Source organism: Cohnella phaseoli (genome assembly GCF_003386235.1).
GTDB classification, from domain to species: domain Bacteria; phylum Bacillota; class Bacilli; order Paenibacillales; family Paenibacillaceae; genus Cohnella; species Cohnella phaseoli.
In genome coordinates this window covers 42,021-57,116 of sequence record NZ_QRDZ01000008.1, presented here as the reverse complement: position 1 = coordinate 57,116, position 15,096 = coordinate 42,021, and the positions used below count along the sequence as shown (strand labels likewise).

Here is a 15,096-nt window from a genome sequence, read left to right as displayed (position 1 = left end):
AGGCGGTCTATGTGTGGCAAAACAGAAAACAATGAAAAGAAGCGTTAAGATTCTCCTGACGACGATAGGCGGAATTGTGCTGGTCTTAGGTATTGTGGCAGGTTATCTTTACTTTTTCGTACTTGAAAAGCCTGCTGAGCCGGATGAATGGGCCACTGCCGAGCGCTATGCTTGGAACAAAATCAAGTTCGACCCGGATGCACAAGTCCTATCTGCCGACGGTTCGGACTACTACTTACTTGCCAATAAGGGAGCCGCTGATGAAAATAAATTGATCATTTATTTTTCCGGGGGCGGTGTGGCCTGGGATGCGGCGACTGCCTCACAGCCGATCAGTCTTGGTAATGTACTGAAGAACGGCGAGATCAAATATTACTTTCCGAACATTCCGTTCTTTAAAGTAAGTACGCTTGGCGGCCTGTTGAAAAATAATAACCCCGACAATCCGTTCAAGGGTTGGAATATTGTCTATATCCCTTATTCTACCGGCGATCTGCATATCGGGAATGCATTCAAGGAATATACGGACGCTAAAGGCAAGCCGTTTACCATGCGGTACAACGGTCAAGCCAATACGCGCGCAGCATTGGAATGGATTGCGAGCCGTTTCGCCGAGCCGGACAAGATCCTCGTTGCGGGAGAAAGCGCCGGGGGATTCGGAGCTGCTTTCTGGGCGCCCGAGATTGCGAAGCGCTACCCGAATGCCCGCATTTATCAATATTCGGACAGCTCCTACTTAAACGCCGATCGCTGGCCGGATATTATCGACACCGAATGGAAGGCCAACTTTGCAGCAACCTTCGGTTATGAAGTGCACGGGGATTTAATCTCGTCCGTATTCGCGGCGAATCGCAAGCTGCTCCCGGACAACGCGATACTTTTGCAGTCCAATACGCTGTATGATGAGCTGTTGTTCGACTTTGAAAAGGATCTGAACGGCGACGGTTCGGAGGATGACGTATATCTGCAGCGCTGGTCGGCCCGCATGCTGCGTTCTGCCGGAGAGCTAACTGAGGCATTGCCGGGCTACTATTATTACATCACGGATTACGGTCTTAACGAGAAGACTGGCAGGACGCCGCATACGCTCTCCCCCGTAAAACATTTTTACAATGCCGAACAGGACGGGGTGAAGCTGCTGAAGTGGCTGGACGATGCCGTGAATAAGGATGAATTCTACTCCGTGGGGCGGCGTTTTGTAGAGAAAAAGGACTGACGCTGCCGGTTATAGGGCGCTTGTTCGTTCTCTTGTGGTAAGATGAAATAACAATGACGCAGAAGAGAGAGTGAAAAGTAGTGATACAAATAGAGATTCCGACTCCCGAAGTCACAATTTACAAACAGGAGGCGCCGACATTAAGCCATATTTACGGGTTTACGGATTTCATTCTGATTCCTCGTGATAAAGCGGGGATCTTCATGTTCTACAATGATAAGGATGAACTCCTATTCGTCGGTAAGGCGCGGAAGTTAAGACCTCGAATCAAGAAGCACTTTGAGGATACGGTGTCGGACATCAAAGACCATCGGAATGAAGTGACCAAAATCGAGGTTTGTTTAGTCGAGAATGCCGTTCATAGAGAAATTTATGAAACGTTTATTATTAACGAACATAAGGCCAAGTACAATGTCGATAAGGTGCTGTATAAGTAAGGGATAGACATGAGCGATTAGAACGAAAAATGCCTTTAATCCACATCAGCGGGTTAAAGGCATTTAATATGTGCAAAGCATAAATTGTAAGTTGGTTGCGGGGGCAGGATTTGAACCTGCGGCCTTCGGGTTATGAGCCCGACGAGCTACCGGGCTGCTCCACCCCGCGATAGTATTACTGAGCATGACGACGTTAATGTCGGTCAGAAATCTTATAATACAGCAGTTTGATTCATTTTGCAAGCTCTTTGTAAATTTATTATGAGTGACAACATCGATTGTATAAATTTGTAGAAATATGAATGACAAAATATGTGCATAGGGGTATTATTGCATTGGCAGCTTGTTTACAATACTGGGAGACCCTATGCTAGATAGCGGCGATCAGTTGACTACTCCCAGAATGGAGAGATTGTCATGATCAGCAAAGCGAGCTTGCTTTCCAAAAAGCGGCTCGCTATTTGTATCTCATGCGATTCTATGAGCTGAGTAACTATTTTTGATCAGTAAAGGGGTATAAAAAACATGAAAAGGTTAGTTCTTATTGGTATTGTACTTATTCTAACTGTAGGTATGTCTGCTTGCTCTAGTGCGTCCAAAGATGATTATCAAAGGGCTTTGGATGACAATGCCAAACTGCAAAGTGATTATCAAAAGGCTTTGGATGACAATGCCAAACTTAAAAGCGATTCGCAAAAAACGATGGAGGAACTAGAAACGGTAAAAAAGCGTATTGATGAATTCTCTGTGCTTGAGGCTAAATATAAAAATTTGTCAGAAGCTGAAGTTGGCGCTCAACAAGCTGCAAATGACTTGAAAGCTGAACAAGATAGACAAGCTAAAGAACAATTACTAGCTCAAGAAAAAGAAAAGGCTGAAGCTGAAGCTGCTAAGAAACTTGCTAATGCAGAGGCAGAGGAAAAAAAGGGTTATGAAACAGGAATTACATATAAGCAGTTGGCGCGAACACCTGATGATTATGAAGGAAAGAAGGTCAAGTTTTCAGGCAAAGTGCTTCAAGTTGTGGAGGGTGAGTCTGAAGTAAATCTTAGAGTTGCGGTAAATAGCAATTATAACAATGTAATATTTGTCTACTATCCTTCATCATTAACAAAAGTCAGAGTGTTAAAGGATGATAATGTTAACTTGTATGGGGTATCAGAAGGGCTTCATACATACCAGTCAACAATGGGCGGGAATATCACGATACCTTTGATACAAGTTGAAAAACTCGATATAAAGTAGTCGAATACGAACCAATTGTTGCCGCTCGCTTCCATTCACGGAAGTTGAGCGGTAATTTTATGAGCAGAGCAACTGAATCATGATTAAAAATGGCTAGATGCTAATAAAAGGTCCGAGCGAGTCAAGAGAGGCGGATGGAAGTGAGCGAAATCCATGAAGAACTTGCCGGCAAATTTAGAGCTGACCGATGATTTTACGACCGTTCATCCGTCTTATAGAATAGTAAGCAAATTTCAGAGTGAATGGAGAATGAACAATGAGGGATCGAGTATTTATTTGGGTGGAAATTCCCGTGTCCGATATGAGACGGGCGAAGGCATTTTATGAGCGGATTCTGGCAACGGAGATGCAATCGATGCACATAGGGGATGAGGAATACGCTTTTTTTCCGGTTAAGGAAGAGCAGAACGGAGGGATTCTGGTCAAGGGGCCGCGTCATACGCCTTCTCCCGATGGCGTTACGGTCTATATGGATGGAAGTCCCGATCTGGATATTATTCTTTCGAGAGTTTCCGAAGCCGGTGGCCAAGTGATTATGGATAAAACCTATTTGGGCGATCACGCAGGGTATGTGGGGATGTTTTTAGACAGCGAAGGAAACCGCATTGGCCTTCAACATCTATAAATCTATACTCCAAGCTGAATAAGGAAGTAGGTGTGATCATGAACTCAACTCAGTCCAAAGACGGTACAACCATAGCGTATGATGTCTATGGCAGCGGTCCGGCGCTCATTTACATCACGGGGGCATCCTGTTACCGCACTTTTAAGCCGATTGTGGAGGATGCCAAAGTATTTTCCAGATCTTTTACGGTCTACAATTACGATCGACGCGGACGCGGCGATAGCGGGAATACGCTGCCATATTCGCTGGAGCGTGAGATCGAGGATATTGAAGCCATGATCGATGCAGCCGGCGGCACCGCGTATGTGTACGGCCATTCTTCGGGTGCCGTGTTGGCGCTAGAGGCTGCTCTTCGGCTGAGAGGCAAAGTACGAAAGGTAGCGTTGTACGATGCGTCTTATGTGCATGACGAGAAAGAAAAGGTCGAATATCGTCAATTAAGTCAGACCGTACAAAAGCTTCTCGATGACGGTAAGAACGCGGGGGCCATGCGTACCTTTCTGAAGGGGATCGGGATGCCGTCGGCGTTCGTCTGGCTATTGCCGCTATTCCCCGGCTGGAAGAAAATGAAGGCACTTGCGCCAACCTTGGCCTACGATATCGCGCTCACGCAGGATCTACCTCCCATCGAAAGAGCTGCCAAAGTAACCGTCCCGACGTTAATCGGCGTTGGCGAGAAGAGTCCCGTAGGATTGCATGATGTCGCCCGGCAATTGGCGAAGGCAATTCCAAACGCAAAGCACTCCCAGCTCACAGGCCAAAACCACATGGTTAGCGCCAAAAAACTGCTTCCGCTGCTTTCGGATTTTTTTAGATAGGGCGGGTCGGAACTTGCACGATTTAATGGCTGATCATTTATTGGATAAAAGGAAGTTGACCGGTAGCGTACACTTTGACCCGGAAGGCAGTATGTTCTGCGCTTATTCCGATAATAGAGAGGCTATACAAAAATTTGCGATAGGGTTTAAAGAGGCATGCGAGGATGACGCTGCTATCAGGGATTTATTCTCTCGTGCACAATTGAATTGATTTTCCAAGGGGACTATCAAGAAAATGACCAAAATTCTTATCGCGGACGACGACGCCCATATTCGTAAGCTCATCGCCTTGTACTTGCGGAATGAGGGGTTCGATACGATCGAGGCGGAAGACGGGATCGAGGCACTCTCCATCATGGAGAATTCGACCGTCGATATTGTTATTCTCGATATTATGATGCCGCATATGGACGGTTGGGAGCTGTGCAGGGAGATCCGCCGCCTATATCCGGAAATTCCGCTGCTTATGGTCACGGCCAAAGGAGAGTCCGGGCAAAAGGTGAAAGGCTTTCAGTTGGGCACGGACGATTATGTGACCAAGCCTTTCGATCCTTTGGAGCTTGTGATGCGGGTAAAAGCATTGCTAAAGCGGTATCGAATCGCGTCCTCTCAGATCGTTCAATTAGGCGGAATCGTGTTGGACCGGCGGGCATTCAAGGTGATCCGAGACGGCGAAGAGCTCATTTTGCCGTTAAAAGAGTTTGAGCTGCTGTTCAAGCTGGCCAGTCACCCTGGACAAATCTTAACTAGAGAGCAGCTCATTTTGCAAATCTGGGGGATGGATTACGAAGGCGACGACCGAACCGTCGATGTCCATATTAAGAGAATTAGGGAGCGTTTCGCCGAGGATGCCGAGCATTTCCGCATCGAGACGGTCCGCAGTCTCGGCTATCGGCTAGAGGTGAAGAAATGACAAGGTCTCTATATGTCCGCGTCGTGCTAACGTTTGTGGCTGCCTTGGGAATAGGCCTGCTTGTCTCCGTTCTGGCCGGGCTAGCCCTATTTGAGAAAAAAATAGACCGAATCGGGCAGAACGATTTGGTGGCTACGGGCGAGGAGATCGTTCGCGTTTACGAACAGACAAGGCCGGAGGATTTGGACCGGTTCATGGAAAGCATGGTGAAGCTGACCTCGTACTCCGTTCAACTATATGCGGACTCCGGGACTATGAAATCCTTCAGATATAGTTCCGACACGGACGATCTTGCGATTTCGCAGGATTCTATTCGGAAAGTAAGGGAAGGCGAGATCTACCGATCTTCCTCCAAGGATAAGATGACGTTCATCGGGCTGCCGTTTCCAATCGGCGGTGAGCGTCATGCTTTATTTTTGCTGCCCTCATCCAAAAACGAATCGACCCTCACGCACTTGATGTTAACCATTCTTTTATTTGTTCTGGTTGCGGGAAGCATCTTTATTCTCATAGCCGCTATCTACGTTGTAAAACCGATCAAGATGCTTACTGCCGCGACTAAACGACTTGCGAAAGGCGATTTCGACGTGGAATTGGGACTAAAGCGCAAGGACGAGCTAGGAAATTTGGCGCGGAGCTTTAACGGGATGGCGCTTGATCTTAAACAATTGGAGCGGATGCGACAGGACTTTGTCTCGAATGTGTCGCACGAGATTCAGTCTCCGTTAACGTCTATATCCGGTTTTGCGAAAGCGCTGAAGGACATGAATTCCATCGCCGAGGACGAACGCATTCAGTATCTGGATATCATCCTGGCGGAAAGCGGCCGATTATCCCGGCTCAGCGATAATTTACTCAACCTCGCGTCCCTCGATTCCAGTCACCATCCTTTGGAGTACGCCACCTATCATCTTGACGAACAAATCAGGCAGGTCGTCGTGAACTGCGAACCTCTATGGTCGGAGAAACACATGGATATTGATCTGGATCTGCCCCAGGGCGCTAAAATAACGGCCGATCAGGATCAACTCAATCAAATATGGACGAATCTGCTTGGCAACAGCATCAAGTTTACGCCGGAAGGCGGACTCATCCATATTCAGATACGGGCTGGCATGGACGGATACACCGTGACTTTATCCGATACCGGAGTCGGTATTGCGCCTGAACAACTGGGCCGCGTTTTCGAGCGTTTCTACAAGACGGACCGATCCCGGAATCGCAGCAGCGGCGGCAACGGTCTTGGACTCGCTATCGTCCAAAAAATTGTCGCTCTCCACCAGGGCGATATTCATATGGAAAGCAAGGTCGGGCAAGGTACGAAAGTCGTCGTTCATCTGCCCGCCGCCCCACCCGACAGAGCGTAAACCGGTTCACGCTCCGTTCATATTTCTCCCATAATCTTCGCAATGTATCGCAATGACGGTACTAAGAGGAAGTGAATGGAGGAGACGGATAATGAGCGTTATCGGAACGATCGATTCGGTGAAATGGTTGACGGTCTACGAGTGGGCGATGTGCATCGTCAGTTTATTCGTATTGACGGTTTACGCGGTACCTATCAAGAAGCATTACAGATGGTTTGATTTTTTACCCAGTGCGGGTGTGCTCGTTGTTATTGCAAGCGTCCTGTCCGGAGATACGACCCTTCTGGCTCTGGTCATCGGGTCGCTGACGGTGCTCGTGTTCATATGCACAATTGGGAGGCTGCTAAAGTCTAAGGCTTGGGCGGCTCCGAAGAAGAAAGCATTCAGGGTCGTGAGGAGCATCATCTGTGTATGCGGAGCTGCTCTCATTGTGTTTGCAGTAGCAAACGCGGGTGTAATGCGGTATAACCCTGCTAGCGATTTTAGCGGCATGAGCTACTCCAAGGCGTTCGTCGCCATGAATGAAAGATTGTCGCGGGAATATCCGTTCGGGGAATGGAAGAAGATCGACTGGAACGAGCTCCGAAGCAAGTACGAGCCCCTATTCAAACAAGCCGAGAAAACCCAAAACTTCGACTTGTACTATAAAACGTTGAGAGAATACCTGTTTTCTCTGCGGGACGGACATATCAAAATCGTTAACGATAACGTGTTCGACGGGAATATGGTATTTAAAAAGGAAGTTGGCGGCGGCTTCGGACTAAGCACCGTTCAATTGGACAACGGTAGAGTTCTTGTAAGTCTGGTTTTGGAGAACAGCCCGGCGGCGAAGAGCGGAATAAAGCTAGGGGCGGAAATCGTCGCGTGGGACGGGAAAACGGGGAAGGAAGCGTTCGATCGGACGACTTGGAGCGAGAGCAGCATGGCTACGGATGAGGTGAAGAGACTCAATCAGGGACGATTTATGGCGCGTGCGCCCATCGGCAAGGAAATACAGGTCGAATTTCGTAATTGGGGGGAGTCGGATACTACCCGTACGAAGCTGACGGCATACGACGATCAATACGAGACGTTGAAGAAGACGAAGATTAGATTCACACAAACCGATCTGGATGCTTCCCCCATTGAAGGCGAAATTCTTGAAAACGGCTATGGATATGTGAAAATCAAGCATTTTCTTCCCAACTCAAGCGTCGCATCGCCGGAGAAGAGCCTAGCCGACCTATTGAAAATGTTCCAGGACAGACACGCAAAAGGCTTGGTCATCGATCTGCGGAACAATCCTGGCGGGGAAGACCAGCTTGCCGCCGATCTGGCCGGTTTCTTCGTCAAGGAGATAAAGCACTACGAATATGTCAGTTATTACAACAGATATACAGGTAAATTTGAATTGAATCGGAATGAAGTCGTCAAGGTCAAGCCTGCCAAGCCTTATTTCGACGGGCCCGTGGCCATCTTGATTAACAGCAGAACCGGGAGCTCGGGAGAAGGGATGCCCCTTGTTCTAAAAGGCGAGCCGAATGTCAAAATCGTAGGGTTTACCTCAACGGCCGGTTCGTTCGGAATTATGAGCAGTCCTATCGAAATCAAGATGCCGGGAGATTACGTCGTCCAATTCCCGGATGGAAGGTCGCTCAATTCGAACAAAAAGGTCCAGGGAGATGCCGACTCATCCGGAGTCGGAGGCGCGGTTCCCGACATCAAAATCCCCCTAAATGAAGATACGTTCAAAGCAAGCGTGATGGACGGGGAAGACGTTGAACTGAAGTATGCGATCGACGCGATGCTGTATTCACACAAGCAGAACACCCGCCCCTGACGTACAATGAACCATAACCAGGTGAGCGAGGTGAACTTTCATGGCACAATCCAAAGCGGTATTCGCTAGGGCTAAACGGCTGAAGGGCCGGCCGGTATGCATTACCCTACACAGCGGAAAGACATACGTCGGTTACATCACCGACATCCACAGCACCGGCTTGACGCTGGCTAACGCTGGAGTGCTCCCGCCGCGCACATCGCCCGGGAAGCGGGGTCCTCGGCCTAAGCGGCACAGAGGCGGCTCCCATGGCTCGGGCAGTCGCTCCGGCAGTCGTCGAAAGGATTGGCATAAGCCGTCCAGCCGTTCCCGCTCGCGCAAGCCGGATGTCCGAATATCTGCCTTTCTACCGAATATGGGCTCATTGTTCGGGGCGTTAGGCGGCGGGCTTGGCGGTGGACTCGGTGGGGGTCTCGGAGGCGGTCTCGGCGGCGGTCTCGGCGGTATAGGAGGGTTGTTCGGCATGATCCAGCGGTTTATCCCGGTCGTGAAGTTAGGATACGGCATGGTCAAGTCGATACGCCCGTTTCTTGGCTCCGTTCAAGAATTGATGAAGCAGCCCGCAGCTGCGGAGACAGCAAGCGAAACGCCGTAAAATCTATCGTATATAAGTGGAAGCTGCTCCATAAGTCAACTCAGTTGCTCTGAAAGGGAATCGATGAACAAGGCAAAGGTATGTATATACCTTCTTGAATCTCGATCACCAGACAACTTTGCTTATGGGGCAGCTTCTTTTTGTTCAGGCATAAATCTTCCAGCCGGGGGGATTCTAATATGAAAAATCTGGAGGAAGCAATTTAATGAATGAGAACCGGAAAGACGTACATCGCGAAACATTGACCACACGACAGGGCCATCCCGTAACGGATAATCAGAACATCAGAACCGTGGGCAATCGGGGTCCGGGTACGCTGGAGAATTACCATTTTATCGAAAAAATCTCCCATTTCGACCGCGAAGAAGTGCCGGAACGGGTAGTTCATGCTCGCGGAGCAGGGGCATTCGGATATTTTGAAACGTATGGAAAGGTTGGGGACGAGCCCGTGGAGAAATACACCCGGGCAAAAGTATTTTCCGGGGCAGGCAAACGAACGCCGTTAATGGTCAGGTTCTCTACCGTAGCAGGAGCGAAGGATTCGCCGGAGACTGCAAGAGACCCGCGCGGTTTTGCTGTAAAAATGTATACGGAGGACGGGAATTGGGATCTGGTGGGGAACAATTTGAAAATCTTCTTCATACGCGATGCGATGAAATTCCCCGATATGATCCATGCCTTTAAGGCGGACCCGGCCTCGAACGTTCCTAACCCGCAGCGGATGTTCGACTTCGTTTCCCGTACGCCCGAGGCTACCCATATGATTACCTTCTTGTTCTCCCCCTGGGGGATTCCCGCAACCTACCGCCATATACAGGGGTCGGGCGTCAACACCTATAAGTGGGTGAATGACAAAGGCGATGCGGTGTTGGTGAAGTATCACTGGGAACCAAAGCAAGGGATTCGCAATTTAATCCAAGAAGAGGCGGATGCGATACAGGCGAAAAATGTGAGTCATGCGACGCAAGATTTATATGAAGCCATTGCGCGAGGGGATTTTCCGGAATGGGAGCTTTATGTGCAAATCATGGAGGACGACTACCATCCGGAGCTTGATTTTGATCCGCTGGACGATACGAAGCTTTGGCCGGAAGATCAGTTTCCTTGGCTGTCGGTGGGACGAATGGTTCTTGATCGCAATCCGGTTGATTTCCATGCGGAAATTGAGCAGGCCGCTTTCGGTACGGGAGTTCTTGTCGACGGAATGGACTTCTCCGACGATAAAATGCTGCAGGGCCGCACCTTCTCATACTCCGACACGCAGCGCTATCGCGTTGGGGCCAACTATCTGCAATTGCCCGTGAATGCGCCGAAAGCGCCGGTTCATTCGAACCAGCATCGGGGCCAAATGGATTTCCGCAATCCGAAGGAATCCGGAGAAAGTCCGCATATTAACTATGAACCGTCCATGATCGGCGGCTTTCAGGAAGCAAGTAAGGAAGAGCGTCCTCCGCACCGACCTGCCTATAACGCGGCGGTAATGAGTGAGCCTATCGATCGCCCGAATAACTATGGACAAGCAGGGGAGACGTACCGCAAATTTGCAGATTGGGAACGCGAGGAATTGATCAAAAATCTGTCCGAAGCGCTTGCGGTATGCGATAAACGCATTCAAGAGGCCATGATCGGGCACTTCACGCAAGCAGATGAGAACTACGGTCGCCGGGTAAAGGAAGGCATCGAAAAGAAAATGAAAGAAATCGAACAAATGGGAACGGAATCCAAAGCTCCGGGCCGCGAGGCGGGGATCTCCAAATATGGCGAAGGTTCGTTGGATGCTAATCAAGCGGTCAAAGAAGCGGTGAAAGAGAGCCGCGAGGCGGATCCTTATTAAGACGAAGTCTAAGCTTGCTAATAAATCTAGAGGCTGCGCCCCCGGAAGGGGGCGTGTTTGTTAGGGGCATTAGTCGATAGGCTTGTCAATGTGGTCCCGATAGTAGTCAAAATATAACTGATTCTGTGTACCTCTCACGGCATAGAACACGTCGGATACGGACTTGCTCCGCTGCCGCAGCACCTGCTCCAGCCATTGGACGGTCAGCCCGTTGTGAGAGAGATTGTCTTCGATGATTTTACCGTCCATAATCAGCTCGACAGGGAACGACTGGATGGCTGCGACGTGCAGCTTCAGATCTTTGCGAGTTACCCACTCATGCTCGCTTTTTTTCTTAACCGACAGCTTTCCGTGATCCTCCAAGCAAGCATACTCGACCTCTTCCATATTAAAAATCCCTTTCTCACGCAAAGATTGGACCAAGGAGTCCAACGTGTAGCGGATTTTTCGCATGTTGTTCTCGAGAATTTCGCCGTTCTCGATGACGACAGTCGGAGTACCGGATACCCATCGGTTCCATGCCCGGTTTTTGAGCGCTATTTTGGATACAAGAAAAGAAATTCCAAAGAACATCAGCAGGGACACGACGATGGGCCAATGGTTGAGCTTATCGTTAAACGCCAAATTGGCTGCAATAGCGCCCAGTGTGATGCCGCTCACGAAGTCATGGAAGGTCATATTGGATATCGTCTGCTTGCCGAGAATTCTCGACGTGATCATGAGGAGGACAAAAGCGGCGATCGTTCGAATAATAACTTCAACGTATGCTTGCAATGGGCGGGCTCCTTATTCCAATTTGTGGGGCCGTCAGACGACTCGATAGTAACACTATTGACGATTGGAGCTATTGTTATAACTCGGGCGTTTGAAGGAGATTCTAGTGCTGGCAACAAGGCATTTGCCGTTACTAGGTCAGGTATCCCTACATAAATATAAGCTGATGAGCAAGGCTTATGTCAGGAACAGGGACGGTGCAAACGGGATGGCGCAAAACCGGAAAAAGACAGGTACGCAACTAACCGGAAGGATCGTATTTCCGGATAATCCGTCATACAATGCGGCCAGAATGGAGTTCAACAGACGTTTTTCCAAGTTTCCAAGGGTCATCGTTTTTTGCAAACGAACTCAGGATGTGATCAACGCAGTCAAATGGGCCCGCGAGCGGGGCGTAAGGCTGCGAGCGCGCAGCGGGCGGCACAGCTATGAAGGCTTCTCGACTGTCAATGGCGGTATTATTATCGATGTGAGCGAGATGAACAAGGTTAAGGTTGATCGCAAAAATAGGGTGGCTATTGTACAGACGGGAAATCCGCTCGCCCGTGTGTACAGGAAGCTGTGGAATAAGCGCGTGGCGCTTCCTGCGGGGACCGCGCCCGACGTAGGCGTAGCCGGGCTTACCCTGGGAGGCGGGATTGGACTTCTGTCCCGCAAATATGGTCTTACGTGCGATAACCTGAAACAAGTGAAGATGGTCGTAGCTTCGGGGCGGTATGGGGCAAAGGCGATTGTGGCCAATAGGAGGATCAATTCCGATCTGTTATGGGCATCGCGAGGCGGCGGGGGAGGGAACTTTGGAGTTGCTACCGCCTATACTTTTCGGGTTAGACCTATTTCATCGGTATCTATCTACAGTATTACGTGGAAATGGGCCGATCTTGAGAAGGTGCTGCCGGCCTGGCAACGCTGGGCCCCTTCTGTCACGAATCGTTTAACCTCAACCATTGAGGTGTCCGCCAAGCAGGTGGGAACGATTGTCTCTACCGGGCAATTGCTTGGCGGAGCAGAAGAGCTGCGTCGATTGATTAGGCCGCTCTTGCGAACAGGCACTCCGATCAAGGTGATGGTCAAGACAGTACCTTTTATTGAAGCGACCCGATTTTTCGCCGAATCGGACCTGAATTTGGAACCGAAGTTCAAAATAACCGGGGCATATGGGTTTCAATCTTTGCCCCGTGAAGGAGTACGAATTATACGCGACTTTCTGTCCAAAGCGCCGAACAGGCACTCTACCGTATGGAGTCAAAGCTTGGGCGGTGCAGGAAGCGCGGTGAGCCGGGTAGCGGCTACGGCAACGGCCTATCCCCATCGAAAGGCTGAGATCATCTACGAACTGTCGGCCCGCTGGAGGAACAACAACGAGCAGCAGCGGAATATTCGGTGGGTGGAAAGGTTCCGCAGAGCGCTACGCCCTTTTGTTAAAGGGGATTATGTGAACTTTCCAGATTTGCAGATTAAGAATTGGCCCAAGGCGTATTACGGGGGCAATTTCCGTAGATTGAAGCAGGTGAAACGAAAGTACGATCCTCATAATGTGTTTCGTTTTGCTCAGAGTATTCCTGTGGGTAAGCAGGAAAGGAAATAATAAAGGAGCTGCCGGCGGCAGCTCCTTTGTATTTTCAACGATAGCTTCGTTAGCTAGAATGCACCCAACTACAGGCAGGACAATGCAACATTCTTTGTTGACAGTACCTACATGGGATAGTAGAATCTTACCAATTTAACTTATTATGCAGGAGGTACAGATGTCTAACATTCAGGCAATTGTATTGGACTTGGACGGAACCTTGCTCGACAGTGATAAATCGATATCTTGTAGGAATTATCAGGCTGTTAAAAGATGTTTTGATTCGGGAATTCATATTATTATTGCCACAGCGCGGCCGCCTAGAGCGGCTAATCGATTTTTGGAGAAGTTTCCTTTTGTAGACTACATGATTTATTACAACGGCGCCTTAGTTGTATGCAAATCTAAGCAAAATGAACGGCACATTAGTATCCCTATGGAGATTAGTCGGCAGATAAATCAATTCATCGAGTTACGAGTACCGCAATCGATCGTCTCATACGAGGTTAATGATTTATGGTATACATGTAGGCCCGTCCCCGACTCCCAAGTCGCTCAATTAGGGATTCGCTCGAATGATCCGAGGCCTCAGGTGATCGATAAAGATGATATGAGTTCACTTTCCCCGACTAAAATATTGGTTTTAGGCTGCAACTCATGGAGGGATCTATGCGATCAATTCGGTGACCATGTGAACGTAATCGCAACAGATGATGGAGTATTGGTCCAAATCATGCATAAATCAGCCTCAAAGGAAAAAGCTGTACAAGGGGTGTTAAGCGATATCGGGGTGAAATCGGAAAATGTCATGGTCTTCGGGGATGATTATAACGATTTAGGTCTATTCCATATGTCCGGATTCCCGGTCGCAATGAAAAATGCGATAATTGAACTAAAGAATTGTGCGGCCCACGTAACCGATTCGAATGATAACGATGGCGTTGCTGTTGCAATTGAGAGATTTATATTGTAGGCACCTGCAATAGACAGGAGGAGAAAGGTATGAAACGCCAAGCTCCGTTTCAACAAGTAGATGTATTTACAGATGTTCGATTTAAGGGCAACCCCGTTGCCGTAGTTCTCGATGGGGATGAACTGTCAACGGTGGAGATGCAAGCTATTGCTAATTGGACCAACTTATCTGAAACCACCTTTGTATGTACACCAACGGACCCTCGAGCCGACTATAGATTGCGTATTTTTACCCCTAACAGCGAGCTTCCATTTGCAGGACATCCTACTATAGGATCGGCTTTTGCTGTACTCAAACATGGTCTTAGACAGAAGAAAGAGGGATTATTGATACAGGAGTGCGGAAGCGGGTTAGTCTCTATTTTTGTGGATGAAGATAAACTATTCCTTAGCTTGCCTGAGCCTAATGTGCAAAGTATACAACCCGCTGATTTAATTGAACTCGCCAGTGCTTTGGGAGTATCTTCGCATAGTGTAAGTGCAGGTGCAACGATTGATGTTGGAGCAGTATGGATTACGCTGCAGCTATCTGATGCGCACGAGGTTCGAGGTCTGCGTCCAGACATGGCGAAGCTTTCTACATGGATTCCGACAGGAGTAACGGGTGTTACTGTATTCGGTCTAGATTCTGAAAATACAGAGTCCGATCTTGAGGTCCGGTCTTTTGCTCCTAACGAGGGAATAGATGAAGACCCCGTGTGCGGCAGCGGCAATGGATGTGTGGCTGCTCTCGTTAGAAAGCTCGAGCTGATAAAAAAACCGAACTATGTTGCCAGTCAGGGATATTGTGTAGGACGAAATGGCAGGGTCGAAGTTCGATTTCGAGATAACGGAGAAATTCTAGTCGGCGGTCGTGCGGTTACTTGTATCGAAGGCACGATTTCTTATGAATAATAGAAGGTATGTACGAC

Annotated in this window: 15 protein-coding genes and 1 tRNA gene; 14 read left to right on the top strand and 2 right to left on the bottom strand. The window is 48.9% G+C overall.

Annotated features, from left to right (window positions below; genetic code table 11):
- Nucleotides 1-13: 13 nt before the first annotated feature.
- Together DFP98_RS11905 and DFP98_RS11900 are read left to right on the top strand one after the other, a co-directional pair.
- Nucleotides 14-1,216, top strand: coding sequence for a pectin acetylesterase-family hydrolase (locus tag DFP98_RS11905; protein ID WP_116060818.1), 1,203 nt, complete (start codon nt 14-16; stop codon nt 1,214-1,216).
- Between the two features lie 80 nt (nt 1,217-1,296).
- Nucleotides 1,297-1,653: a nucleotide excision repair endonuclease gene (locus DFP98_RS11900; RefSeq protein ID WP_116060817.1), complete on the top strand. Its 357-nt coding sequence runs from the start codon at nt 1,297-1,299 to the stop codon at nt 1,651-1,653.
- A 92-nt stretch (nt 1,654-1,745) separates the two neighbouring features.
- Here the strand turns inward: DFP98_RS11900 and DFP98_RS11895 are convergent.
- Nucleotides 1,746-1,822 (bottom strand) — tRNA-Met (locus DFP98_RS11895).
- 356 nt (nt 1,823-2,178) lie between these two features.
- Between DFP98_RS11895 and DFP98_RS11890 the strand changes: the two genes are divergently transcribed.
- The 9 genes from DFP98_RS11890 to DFP98_RS11850 all read left to right on the top strand — a co-directional run bounded on the left by DFP98_RS11890 (nt 2,179) and on the right by DFP98_RS11850 (nt 10,869).
- The gene (locus tag DFP98_RS11890; RefSeq protein ID WP_116060816.1) at nt 2,179-2,898 is read left to right on the top strand and encodes a toxin regulator; all 720 of its coding nucleotides are present in this window, start codon (nt 2,179-2,181) and stop codon (nt 2,896-2,898) included.
- Nucleotides 2,899-3,154: 256 nt separating this feature from the next.
- Complete coding sequence (locus DFP98_RS11885; RefSeq protein ID WP_116060815.1) at nt 3,155-3,523, top strand: VOC family protein; 369 nt, start codon at nt 3,155-3,157, stop codon at nt 3,521-3,523.
- A 38-nt stretch (nt 3,524-3,561) separates the two neighbouring features.
- Entirely contained in the window at nt 3,562-4,341 is a 780-nt protein-coding gene (locus DFP98_RS11880; RefSeq protein WP_116060814.1) for an alpha/beta fold hydrolase, read from the top strand.
- Nucleotides 4,223-4,552, top strand: coding sequence for an Imm51 family immunity protein (locus DFP98_RS40120; protein WP_342772489.1), 330 nt, complete (start codon nt 4,223-4,225; stop codon nt 4,550-4,552). The genes DFP98_RS11880 and DFP98_RS40120 overlap by 119 nt, the downstream gene beginning before the upstream one ends.
- A 24-nt stretch (nt 4,553-4,576) precedes the next feature.
- On the top strand, nt 4,577-5,254 hold the full coding sequence (locus DFP98_RS11870) for a response regulator transcription factor (protein ID WP_116060812.1): 678 nt from the start codon (nt 4,577-4,579) through the stop codon (nt 5,252-5,254).
- On the top strand, nt 5,251-6,621 hold the full coding sequence (locus DFP98_RS11865) for a HAMP domain-containing sensor histidine kinase (RefSeq protein ID WP_116060811.1): 1,371 nt from the start codon (nt 5,251-5,253) through the stop codon (nt 6,619-6,621). Before DFP98_RS11870 ends, DFP98_RS11865 begins: the two co-directional genes overlap by 4 nt.
- Before the next feature lie 91 nt (nt 6,622-6,712).
- Nucleotides 6,713-8,440, top strand: a complete 1,728-nt coding sequence (locus tag DFP98_RS11860; RefSeq protein WP_181917639.1) for a S41 family peptidase — start codon at nt 6,713-6,715, stop codon at nt 8,438-8,440.
- A 40-nt stretch (nt 8,441-8,480) separates the two neighbouring features.
- Nucleotides 8,481-9,035 carry a hypothetical protein gene (locus DFP98_RS11855; RefSeq protein ID WP_116060809.1) on the top strand — a complete coding sequence of 185 codons (555 nt, stop codon included), beginning with the start codon at nt 8,481-8,483 and terminating at the stop codon, nt 9,033-9,035.
- Nucleotides 9,036-9,240: 205 nt separating this feature from the next.
- Entirely contained in the window at nt 9,241-10,869 is a 1,629-nt protein-coding gene (locus tag DFP98_RS11850; protein WP_116060808.1) for a catalase, read from the top strand.
- Between the two features lie 69 nt (nt 10,870-10,938).
- Here DFP98_RS11850 and DFP98_RS11845 read toward each other — a convergent pair whose 3' ends face one another.
- A complete protein-coding gene (locus tag DFP98_RS11845) occupies nt 10,939-11,643 on the bottom strand; it encodes a DUF421 domain-containing protein (protein ID WP_116060807.1) in 705 nt (234 codons plus the stop codon).
- Between the two features lie 208 nt (nt 11,644-11,851).
- On the opposite strand from DFP98_RS11845, the gene DFP98_RS11840 reads away from it, so the two are divergent.
- The 3 genes from DFP98_RS11840 (at nt 11,852) to DFP98_RS11830 (ending at nt 15,079) form a co-directional block, all read left to right on the top strand.
- A complete protein-coding gene (locus DFP98_RS11840; protein WP_116060995.1) occupies nt 11,852-13,231 on the top strand; it encodes an FAD-binding oxidoreductase in 1,380 nt (459 codons plus the stop codon).
- Nucleotides 13,232-13,391: 160 nt separating this feature from the next.
- Entirely contained in the window at nt 13,392-14,186 is a 795-nt protein-coding gene (locus DFP98_RS11835) for a Cof-type HAD-IIB family hydrolase (RefSeq protein WP_181917638.1), read from the top strand.
- A 29-nt stretch (nt 14,187-14,215) separates the two neighbouring features.
- The gene (locus DFP98_RS11830; protein WP_116060805.1) at nt 14,216-15,079 is read left to right on the top strand and encodes a PhzF family phenazine biosynthesis protein; all 864 of its coding nucleotides are present in this window, start codon (nt 14,216-14,218) and stop codon (nt 15,077-15,079) included.
- The last annotated feature ends 17 nt before the right edge of the window (nt 15,080-15,096 follow it).

Excerpts from the sequence above, each read along its gene's own strand:
- DFP98_RS11885 (WP_116060815.1), top strand. The coding sequence starts at position 3,155 with ATGAGGGATCGAGTATTTATTTGGGTGGAAATTCCCGTGTCCGATATG.
- DFP98_RS11880 (WP_116060814.1), top strand. The coding sequence starts at position 3,562 with ATGAACTCAACTCAGTCCAAAGACGGTACAACCATAGCGTATGATGTC.
- DFP98_RS40120 (WP_342772489.1), top strand. The coding sequence starts at position 4,223 with ATGTCGCCCGGCAATTGGCGAAGGCAATTCCAAACGCAAAGCACTCCC.
- DFP98_RS11865 (WP_116060811.1), top strand. The coding sequence starts at position 5,251 with ATGACAAGGTCTCTATATGTCCGCGTCGTGCTAACGTTTGTGGCTGCC.
- DFP98_RS11860 (WP_181917639.1), top strand. The coding sequence starts at position 6,713 with ATGAGCGTTATCGGAACGATCGATTCGGTGAAATGGTTGACGGTCTAC.
- DFP98_RS11850 (WP_116060808.1), top strand. The coding sequence starts at position 9,241 with ATGAATGAGAACCGGAAAGACGTACATCGCGAAACATTGACCACACGA.
- DFP98_RS11830 (WP_116060805.1), top strand. The coding sequence starts at position 14,216 with ATGAAACGCCAAGCTCCGTTTCAACAAGTAGATGTATTTACAGATGTT.
- DFP98_RS11890 (WP_116060816.1), top strand. The coding sequence starts at position 2,179 with ATGAAAAGGTTAGTTCTTATTGGTATTGTACTTATTCTAACTGTAGGT.
- DFP98_RS11840 (WP_116060995.1), top strand. The coding sequence starts at position 11,852 with ATGGCGCAAAACCGGAAAAAGACAGGTACGCAACTAACCGGAAGGATC.
- DFP98_RS11835 (WP_181917638.1), top strand. The coding sequence starts at position 13,392 with ATGTCTAACATTCAGGCAATTGTATTGGACTTGGACGGAACCTTGCTC.
- DFP98_RS11855 (WP_116060809.1), top strand. The coding sequence starts at position 8,481 with ATGGCACAATCCAAAGCGGTATTCGCTAGGGCTAAACGGCTGAAGGGC.
- DFP98_RS11870 (WP_116060812.1), top strand. The coding sequence starts at position 4,577 with ATGACCAAAATTCTTATCGCGGACGACGACGCCCATATTCGTAAGCTC.